The following is a 7,095-nucleotide window of genomic DNA, read 5'->3' as shown; positions in this document are numbered from 1 at the left end:
GGAGCCTCCGCCCACCCGACACGACAACCGGGCTTTTGTCATGCCCGGACCCAAAAGTTGCCGAAATTCACGCCCCCGCCAGAATTCCGGCCTCAAAAAGCCACTACTCGCGGATCCGGGTCTGACAGCTGTTCTCTCGTGCCTGAATTCCGCGCTGTACACCACCTCACGCATGCTCTTTGCCCTCACCCGCAACGGGGATGCGCCTAAATTCTTCACCAAGCTGTCCAAGGGCGGCGTTCCCCGCCGGGCCATCCTGCTGGGTACCACCGTCGGGTATCTCTCCGTGGTGTGCGTGTACATGTGGGGCGACGTGGTGTTCAGCTTCCTGGTGAACTCGTACGGCGCGGTCGCACTCTTTGTCTACCTGGTGATCGCCGTTTCACAGGTGGTCCTGCGCAAGAGACTTGACCGCGAAGACCCCGCGGCGCTGAAACTGAAGATGTGGCTGTTTCCCGGGCTCAGCTACGCGACAATCGCGCTCATGCTGGCGGTGATCGTGGCCATGGCCATTCTTCCCAGCACCCAGACCCAGTTCCTGATGAGCGGCGTCACGCTGATTGTGATCCTGCTCGGCTATGAGCTCCGGAAACGGTTCGGAAGGCGGCCGGAGTCCGACGACGGCGACGCGGCGCCGGGGAAGGCCACTGAAGCGGCGGTTGCCGCGCCTGTCAACGGCGACGGGCCCGTGGCGGTGTCCTTGGCAGAGGCGTCCGCCGTGAGCCAGGAACCGCACCGCTTCCAGGCCAGCGAGTCAGTGAAAATCCCTAACTGAGCTGTCGTCCGGAGCATCCCTCCGGCCCAAGAGCCCGTTCCGGGAACTATGTCACTGAAGACATATCTCCCGGAGCGGGCTCTGTTGCGGTTGGGGGTCAGCTGCCGCGGTTTATCTTGGGACTTATTGGGCTCATCGCCGTTCATGGTGAAACCGGGCCCGCTGAGGTGAATTCATTCCACCTTCCGGGCGGCACTTCTGAGAGATTGCGCCAATAGGTCATGGCCGGTGTTTGGGCCGGTGTCCTGGCGGTGGATGGTCCAACCCTCGCGGATGGGCCTGCGGTGAGCGCTGGACAGCATCGAGAACGCAGTCCAGCCACTCGGCCGGGACCCACTTCCCACGCGCTATTGCGAGTTTCACGTCCTTATCGCCGCGCCGCCAATAGGGCAAGGACCTGGCCGACGACGGCGCTGGTCGTTCCGCTGGAAAGGTCCAGCGAGGCGGACCGCCGGTAGTACGGACCCAGATCCAGTCCGACGCCCAACCCGAAGATCTCGGCGCTGCCGGCCGCCTCGTGGCCGGCCACAACTTCGCGCAGGTGATGTTCCAGATACTGGTGATCGTTGGCCAGCGCCGTGGCACCATCCATGGGACTGCCGTCGGACAGCACCAGGAGTAGCCGCCTTTGCGCTCCGCTGTCCTGGCCGCCTCCGTAGTGGTCCGCACTGTGCTGGTCCGCACCGTCCTGGCCGCCACCGTTCAGTCGGCCGCAGGCCCAGTCCACTGCCTCCCCATCGATACCCTCGCGGAACAGATCCCGCTTCAGCAGTCCGGCAATTTCCGGCCGGGCCCGCCGCCATGGCGTGTCGGCGTCTTTGAACACCAAATGCCTCACCTCATTGAGCCGACCCGGTTGCGCCGGCCGGCCGGCGCGGAGCCATTCCTTCCGGACCCGACCGCCGTTCCAGGCACCAGTGGTGAAACCCAGAATCTCACAGCGGGCACCGGCCAGTTCCAGCGCGCGGGCAAAGACGTCCACCAGAACGGACAGCGCCAGGCTGTGTTCCTTCATGGAGCCGGAGCAGTCGACCAGGAATGTCACCGTGGCATCCGTCCGCGCCGCGGTCCTTTCTCTCCGGAACACTCTGCGCTCCGCGGCGGAGGTGACCAGTTGAGCCAGTCTGCTCCCGTCGAGCCGCCCCTCCTCCGCACCGCTGTCCGAGCCGTCCAGGACCTGGGTCGACAGCAGTGTTCCCAACGCCCGCCCCAGCCGGGGGACGTTGATCCGCTGCCGGGCGATGTCCTCATCAAGGCGCTGCCGGAATTCGCGCAGCAGCCCGGGGCGGACCAGATCGGCAGCATGGCGCTGCTGGTCATGGGCCTTCGTAAACACACGGTAACCGCCCTCCGCTGCCTCAAGGGCGCTGCTGCGCCCGTACGCCGCGGTGGGCACGCCGTCGTCGTCGTGCTCGTGCTCGAAGAGCAGCGCGAAGGCCGGCCGCCGTGAACCGGCGCGGGAGGACCGGGTCTCCTGGGCTTCCAGCTCGTCGAAGCGGGCCGCGATCTCCTCGGCAATGGCGCGGGCGGGGCCGGCAAAGCCGGACTGTGAAAAGCGCTGCCGGCGCAGAGCTGCCAAGTGGGCGCCGAGGCGCGGCGCCAGCTCAAAGCGGGTCGATTCAATCAGGTCTTCGACGGCGGCGGCCATGGGTTCGGCAGTGATCCGTGCCCGGCCCATCTGGGCAATGGTAAAGAGGAGGATCCCTTGCGACGTGCCGGTCAGTGTGGAGGCCTCAAACTCCCGCGACCAGTGCAGAAAGCGGCGACTCAGGTTCGCCCGGACGCCCGGCATGGCATCAACCACGTGGGATTCCACCCGGAACTGTTCCAGCATCTCAAAGACCAGTCTGGCGGCGGTCGGCTGTGGGCAAAGCTCCTGATGCAGGGCCCGGTCGCTGTGCTGCAGACGCAGGGCCATGCCGTCGGCCGCACCGCGCAAAGCAGCCAAACCGCCTTCGCCGTCCGGGTGCAGGTGGGGCGCGGGCGTGGGCTCCCGGAGGTCCCCACGGTACAGGAGTCCGCCTCGGAAGTGCACTCCGGGTTGCCCGCTCAGTGCCCGGATGGCCGCGGAGCACAGCTCGCCGGTCAGCTGCTGGCGCTGCAGCGACGCTGCTGCCTTTGTCCTGGCGGTCTCCTCCGCCGCACCGGCCGGGGTGGCCATGGGAGCGCTACGCGACGTGCGCCGCGGGCAACCACGGCCTCGATGGCGAGTCTGACGGATCCTGCTTGTCCAGTTCCCGGTCCTTGTCCAACTCCCTGACCTTGTCCCGCTCCGTGTCCTTGTCCAACTCCCTATCGAAACAGCGCTGGAAGTATTCGGCCACGACCTGCTGCTCAGCTTCGTCGCATTTATTGACGAAGGAAAGCCGGAACGCCCGCCCGGGGTCGCCGAAGATCTCGATATTCTCCGCCCAGGTGATGACTGTGCGCGGGGACATCAGCGTGGACAGATCCCCCACGCGGAAGCCGTTCCTGGTCAGCTTGGCCACGGCGACCATGGACGCAACCAAAGTGCGCCCGGCTGGATGATCCAGTTCCGGTACCCTTGCCACCACGATCTCGATCTCGTCCTGCGCGGGCGGATGGTTCAGCGCCGCCACGATGTTCCAGCGGTCAATCTGCGCGTGGTTGAGCCGCTGCACGCCGTGGTACATTCCGTTCAGGTTCCCCAGGCCCACGGTGTTGGCCGTCGCGAACAGGCGGAATCCCGGGTGCACGTCGAGGACCCTGTTCTGGTCGAGCAGAGTCAATTTCCCGTCCCGTTCGAGGATCCGCTGGATCACGAACATCACGTCCGGCCGGCCGGCGTCGTACTCGTCCAGGATCAGCGCAACAGGGCGCTGAATGGCCCAGGGAAGAATCCCCTCCTGGAACGCGGTGACCTGCTTGCCGTCCTTAAGCACCACCGTGTCCCGGCCCACCAGATCCAGCCTGCTAATGTGGCCGTCCAGATTGACCCGCACGCACGGCCAATTCAGCCGCGCCGCCACCTGCTCAATGTGCGTGGATTTACCCGTCCCATGCAGCCCTTGGAGGAGCATCCGCCGGTTCCTCGTAAAGGCCGCCAGGATCGCCAGCGTCACGTCGTGGTTGAACCTGTAGGCCGGGTCTACTTGGGGGACATGCTCATCCGCTTCGCTGAATGCGCCCACCATCAGGTCCGAGTCGAGATGGAACAGTTCGCGTACGGAGACGATGCGGTCCGGCGTCGCCGCTTTCAGCTGGTCCACTGCTTGTCCTTGCCAGCGGACCGGATTCCGGCCATCCGGTCTTCGGCGGACTGGATTCCGGCCATCCGGTCTTCGACGGACTGGGCTTCAATCAGGCCGATCGCATCCGCCGCGCGTTGCAGTGCCGGAAGCAGTTTCAGCCCTTTCTCTGGAGTGAGCCGCATGACGGGCGCCTGCACGGCAACGCAGAGATTGGATGCGGCGTTGGTCGTGGGAACCAATACGGCGACACAAACCAACCCGGGCAAGAACTCTTCATCGTCGATCGCGTACCCGTCGCGGCGGACACGCTGAAGTTCGCCCTCAATCAGGTCCAGATCCGTCACTGTCTTGTTCGTGTAGCGTTCCAGCGGAGCCGCCCCAAGGAGGCGCCGACGCTGTACTGGACTGAATTGGGAGAGGATCATTTTTCCGCTGGCCGAGCAGTGGACCGGGACCCGGGATCCCGGCTGCAGCGTAATCCGCAGCGGTTCCGGCGTTTCGACGCGGTCAAGGTAGACCACCTCGCTGCCGGAGACCGCTGTGATGTTGCAGCTTTCACCCAGCTCCCCCACCAGGTTCCGCAGCACCGCGTGCCGTGCCCCGTGGTGGATGTCATTGAGCAGCAGGTCTTCAGCCATCCGGCGCAGCCGCACCCCGGCACTGTAATGCCTGCCGTTGTCCTGTCGGATCAACAGGCCTGCTCCTTCCAGCTGCTGCAGCATGCGGTGCAGCGTGGGCTTGGGCGTTCCGGTCTCCTCCACCAGCCCCTGCAGAGTGAAAAGCTGGTCCTTTGTGGCAATCAGTTCCAGCAGCGAGAACAGCCGCATCGTCGGTGTATCCCCGGCCAACTCCACTGCCGTCTGACCGTCCGGGCCACTGAGCCTGTGAATCTCAGCCATCTGTTCTCCTCCATCTCGTGAATCCGTCACCTTAGGCCTTCATTCAAATATATCGTACGCGACGTTCCGGATATTGAAAATAACCCTTGACGGTCCTTAATTTTTGTCATAATCTCGCTGTGAACCACAAAACAGGAACGTCTCGTTCCACTTTCTAAGCATCTCTACCTATTCCGGGCGTTACCCCGGAGAAGGAGCAGTCACCATGAGCCAAGAAACTCTCACCATTTCAGGCGCTGCCGACGATGACGCGGCAGAAGCATCCACGGTAAACAAAACACCCGCAAATGCGGCCCCCACCAAGGCCGCGCCGGCCAAGTCCCCCCGTTCCGCAGTCAAGGGCGTACAGAAGATGACGCCCTCGGAGGCCTTCGTCGAGACCCTGGTGGCCAATGACGTCACCGACATGTTCGGCATTATGGGCTCGGCGTTCATGGACGCGATGGACATCTTCGCCCCGGCCGGCATTCGCCTGGTTCCGGTGGTGCACGAGCAGGGTGCCGCCCACATGGCGGACGGCTATGCCCGCGCCAGCGGCCGCCACGGCGTCGTTATCGGCCAGAATGGGCCAGGCATCAGCAACTGCGTCACCGGCATCGCCGCTGCCTTCTGGGCCCACAGCCCCGTGGTTATCGTCACGCCGGAAGCCGGCACCAACGGCATCGGGCTCGGCGGCTTCCAGGAAGCCAAGCAGCTGCCCATGTTCCAGGAATTCACAAAATACCAAGGCCACGTGACGCACCCGGCCCGGATGGCGGAATACACCGCACGCTGCTTCGACCGCGCAATGTCCGAAAACGGACCCACCCAGCTCAACATCCCCCGTGACTACTTCTACGGGGAAATCACCGCAGAGATCCCAGAGCCGCGCCGCGTGGACCGCGGTGCCGGCGGCGCCAAGAGCCTGGACGAGGCCGCTGAACTGCTGGCCACCGCCAAATTCCCGGTGATCGTCTCGGGCGGCGGGGTGGTCATGGCCGACGGCGTCGAGGAATGCAAGGCGCTTGCCGAGCGTCTGGGTGCCCCGGTCGTCAACAGTTACCAGCACAACGACTCCTTCCCGGCCAGCCATCCGCTCTGGGCCGGCCCGCTTGGCTACCAGGGATCCAAGGCCGGCATGAAGCTCATTTCCCAGGCCGACGTCGTTATTGCCCTGGGAACCCGACTGGGCCCCTTCGGCACACTGCCGCAGTACGGTGCGGCCTACTGGCCCACCGAAGCCAAGATCATCCAAATCGATGCCGACCACACCATGCTCGGCCTGGTCAAAAAGATCAGCGTCGGCATCTGCGGCGATGCCAAGGCCGTAGCCATCGAACTGACCAAGCGGCTGGCGGATAAGACCCTCGCCTGCGACGCCACCAAGACGGAGCGCGCCGCCCTGATCAAGGCCGAGAAGGACAGCTGGGAGCAGGAGCTAACGGCCTGGACTCATGAAAAGGATGAGTACAGCCTGGACATGATCGAGGAGCAGAAGAACGAAGAGGGCAACTGGCTGCACCCGCGCGAGGTGCTGCGCGAGCTGGAAAAGGCGATGCCCGAAAACGTCATGATTTCCACCGACATCGGCAACATCAACTCGGTGGCCCACAGCTACCTGCGCTTTGAAAAGCCGCGCAGCTTCTTCGCCCCGATGAGCTTCGGCAACTGCGGCTACGCACTGCCGACCATCATCGGCGCCAAGGCCGCCGCCATGGACCGCCCGGCGGTTGCCTATGCCGGCGACGGCGCCTGGGCCATGAGCATGGGCGAGGTCCTCACCTCGGTGCGGCACGACATTCCGGTCACGGCCATTGTCTTCCGCAACCGGCAGTGGGGTGCGGAGAAGAAGAACCAGGTGGAGTTCTACAACCGCCGCTTCGTGGCCGGAGAGCTCGACAATGAGAACGAGAGCTTTGCCGCCATGGCGCAGACCATGGGCGCAGAGGGCATCGTCGTCGACAAGCTGGAAGACGTCGGCCCAGCTCTTGAGCGTGCCTTCGCCGCCCAGATGAACGAGGGCAAGACCACCGTCATCGAGATCATGTGCACCCGCGAGCTGGGAGATCCCTTCCGCCGTGACGCACTCTCCAAGCCGGTCCGTCTGCTGGAGAAGTACAAGGACTACGTCTAAACCTGACTTAGGCTCGGTGCTCAACCGAGCGCGCAACGGCCGTGTGGAGATCTGAACTGGTCTCCACGCGGCCGCAAGCGGCGGATGGCATCTGAA

5 protein-coding genes are annotated in these 7,095 nt (G+C 64.4%); 2 read left to right on the top strand and 3 right to left on the bottom strand.

Going from position 1 to position 7,095, the window contains the following annotated elements; genetic code table 11:
* Window positions 1-775, top strand: a 775-nt coding sequence (locus tag QMG52_RS18595; protein WP_283561910.1) for an amino acid permease, incomplete at its 5' end; no start/stop codon positions are given.
* A gap of 367 nt (window positions 776-1,142) precedes the next feature.
* Here QMG52_RS18595 and QMG52_RS18590 read toward each other — a convergent pair.
* Genes QMG52_RS18590 through QMG52_RS18580 form a run of 3 tightly spaced genes read right to left on the bottom strand, consistent with a single transcriptional unit; the run spans window position 1,143 to window position 4,886 of the window.
* Window positions 1,143-2,936, bottom strand: coding sequence for a cobaltochelatase CobT-related protein (locus QMG52_RS18590; protein ID WP_283561909.1), 1,794 nt, complete (start codon window positions 2,934-2,936; stop codon window positions 1,143-1,145).
* Between the two features lie 7 nt (window positions 2,937-2,943).
* A complete protein-coding gene (locus QMG52_RS18585) occupies window positions 2,944-4,005 on the bottom strand; it encodes an AAA family ATPase (RefSeq protein WP_283561908.1) in 1,062 nt (353 codons plus the stop codon).
* Window positions 3,993-4,886 carry an IclR family transcriptional regulator gene (locus QMG52_RS18580; protein ID WP_283561907.1) on the bottom strand — a complete coding sequence of 298 codons (894 nt, stop codon included), beginning with the start codon at window positions 4,884-4,886 and terminating at the stop codon, window positions 3,993-3,995. Before QMG52_RS18580 ends, QMG52_RS18585 begins: the two co-directional genes overlap by 13 nt.
* A gap of 205 nt (window positions 4,887-5,091) precedes the next feature.
* On the opposite strand from QMG52_RS18580, the gene xsc reads away from it, so the two are divergent.
* Window positions 5,092-6,999 carry a sulfoacetaldehyde acetyltransferase gene (gene xsc / locus QMG52_RS18575; RefSeq protein WP_283561906.1) on the top strand — a complete coding sequence of 636 codons (1,908 nt, stop codon included), beginning with the start codon at window positions 5,092-5,094 and terminating at the stop codon, window positions 6,997-6,999.
* Window positions 7,000-7,095 lie beyond the last annotated feature (96 nt).

Origin of the sequence: Paenarthrobacter sp. PH39-S1, assembly GCF_030063245.1 — a bacterium.
GTDB lineage: Bacteria > Actinomycetota > Actinomycetes > Actinomycetales > Micrococcaceae > Arthrobacter_M.
Note: the sequence above shows the minus strand (reverse complement) of the source record. Positions and strands in the feature narration are given on the sequence as shown.

What these genes read in the sequence shown, in the direction of transcription:
- xsc (WP_283561906.1), top strand. Translation starts at nt 5,092, where the DNA reads ATGAGCCAAGAAACTCTCACCATTTCAGGCGCTGCCGACGATGACGCG.
- QMG52_RS18580 (WP_283561907.1), bottom strand. Translation starts at nt 4,886, where the DNA reads ATGGCTGAGATTCACAGGCTCAGTGGCCCGGACGGTCAGACGGCAGTG.
- QMG52_RS18590 (WP_283561909.1), bottom strand. Translation starts at nt 2,936, where the DNA reads ATGGCCACCCCGGCCGGTGCGGCGGAGGAGACCGCCAGGACAAAGGCA.